The 2,182-nt window shown below is 73.6% G+C and carries 2 protein-coding genes; both read right to left on the bottom strand.

The genetic code is table 11. From position 1 onward, the window contains the following. Nucleotides 1-918, bottom strand: a 918-nt coding sequence (locus tag ABZ641_RS34105) for a GAF domain-containing protein (RefSeq protein ID WP_359988191.1), incomplete at its 3' end; no start/stop codon positions are given. A gap of 150 nt (nucleotides 919-1,068) precedes the next feature. Further along, nucleotides 1,069-2,182, bottom strand: a 1,114-nt coding sequence (locus ABZ641_RS34100; RefSeq protein ID WP_359988189.1) for a serine hydrolase domain-containing protein, incomplete at its 5' end; no start/stop codon positions are given.

Genomic DNA, 2,182 nt, shown 5'->3' with positions numbered 1-2,182 from the left:
GAGCGGACGGCCTACCGCCTCCAGCAGGAGCAGGAAGCCGGCACCCGGACGGTGGTCGGCGTGAACCGGTTCCGGCTGGACGCCGAGGAGCCGTATCTCCGCCGGGACGACGAGGCCGAGCCGTGCGGCACCGTCGCCGCCCAGCGCCAGCTCCACCCGCAGCGATCCGGTCCCCGCCACCGGCACCGAGACGTCCGCCAGCTCGGCGCCGGTGATCTCCCGCGCGCGCTGGGCGATCAGCCCGACCACCTCGGACCGGGAGCTCCCCGACAGCAGCGTGCGGGTGATCTCCGCGCTCGCGCTCAGCCAGCGCTGCTGGCGCTGCGCCTCCTCGTAGAGCCGGGCGTTGTCGATCGCCACGCCCGCCGCCACGGCGAGGGTCGCGATCACCGACTCGTCGTCGGCGTCGAACTCCTCCCCGCCGCGCTTGTCCGTGAGGTAGAGGTTGCCGAACACCTCGTCGCGCACCCGCACCGGCACCCCGAGAAAGGTCCGCATCACCGGGTGGTGCGCGGGACAGCCGAAGGACGCCGGGTGCTCCGACAGGTCGCGCAGGCGCAGCGCCTCGGGACGGCGGATCAGCTCGCCGAGCAGCCCCTTGCCGGTCGGGTAGGGGCCGATCCGGGCGATCTCCTCCTCCGACAGTCCCACCGTGAGGAACTGCGACAGCGTCTCGCCGTCGGGGCCGATCACACCGAGTGCGGCGTAGCGGGCGTCCACCAGCAAGGCGGCGGCCTCGACGATCCGGCGCAGCACCTGGGTCAGGTCCAGCTCCCGGCCCACCGACAGCACGGCCTCCAGCAGGCTGTGCACCCGGTCCCGGGTACCCCGGGCGGCGTCGATCCGGGCCTGGAGTTCCTCCAGCAGCTCGTCCAGCCGCAGCTGCGGAATCCTCGACCGCACCTCGTCACCGCCCACGCGGCCCTCCTCGTCCCTGGTTGCCGGCCGGTCGATTCTGACAGATGAACGGCCTGACATGGCAGGGATGAACGGCACCCCGAACGGCACCCCTAGGCCCGGCCCGACCCTGCCGACCCCGCCACCCGGGCCGGATCCGGTTCGGCGTCGTCAGCCCGTGGTCCGGCCGTTGCCGAACACGGCCCTGATGAGCCGGTCCAGCGCCTCGGGGAACGCCCGTGCCGGGTCGACGTCGGCGTCGCCGGTGGTCAGCCCTGCGGTGAGGGTCCGGCTGCCGTCGGGGCTGGCGATCATCAGTGCGCCGTAGCCGCCGGGGGCGCCGCCGTTGTGGTGGACGACGGTGCCGCCGTCCGGGCCGAGGTCCTGCACGAACAGGCCGAGGCCGTAGCCGAGCATGCCGTGCGGGGTGCGCATCTCGGCCAGCAGCGGGGCGGGCAGGAGCGCGCCGCCCAGCAGTGAGGAGAAGAAGGTGTGGAGGTCCCGGGTGGTGGAGATCATGTCGCCGGCCCCGGTCAGGAGGGTGAGGTTCTGGCGGGTGACGTCGACGACCTTCCACTGGTCGCCGTCCTGGTAGCGGTAGTAGCCGTGGGCGTGCGGTGCGGGCAGCTCCGGCGAGTCCCCGGGCACCGCGGTGTCCCGGAGCCCGAGCGGCTGCAGGATCCGCAGCCGCATCTGCTCGGCGTACGACCGGCCGGCGGCCTTCTCGATCAGCAGCACGGCGAGGGTGTAGTTGGTGTTGGAGTAGCTCTGGTCGGCCCCGGGCTCGAACCGGGCCGGCTTCGCGAGGGCGAACCGGACGAGTTCCTCCGGCCGGTAGCTGTGGAACCGGTCGTCCACCCACGGCTTGCCCGCCGCCGGGATGCCCGGCACGAAGGTCCCGTCGGGGTCGAGGTCGCCGGTGTAGCTGGCCAGCCCGCTGGTGTGCCGGAGCAGCATCCGCACGGTGATCCGCCCGTCCAGCCCGAGCTCGGGCAGGTGGTCGGCCACCGGGTCGTCCAGCCCGATCGCCCGGTCGGCGACCAGCTGCAGCACCAGGGTCGCGACGAAGGTCTTGGTGGTGCTGCCGATCCAGAACCGTCCGTCCGGCGGCGGCGCCGCCGCCTCGCCGAGCTTGCGCACTCCGGCGGTGCCGACCCACGCACCCCGCTCGTCGTGGACGCGCATCTGCACCCCGGCGAACCCGGCGTCGACGTAGGGCGGCGCGCCAGAGCGGTCCGGTCTCCAGGTCGAAGGGGCGGCGGGCGAACTCCTCGGCGAACCGCTC

The sequence above is a fragment of the Kitasatospora sp. NPDC007106 genome (assembly GCF_040634455.1).
Classification (GTDB): Bacteria; Actinomycetota; Actinomycetes; order Streptomycetales; family Streptomycetaceae; genus Kitasatospora; species Kitasatospora arboriphila.
Note: the sequence above shows the minus strand (reverse complement) of the source record. Positions and strands in the feature narration are given on the sequence as shown.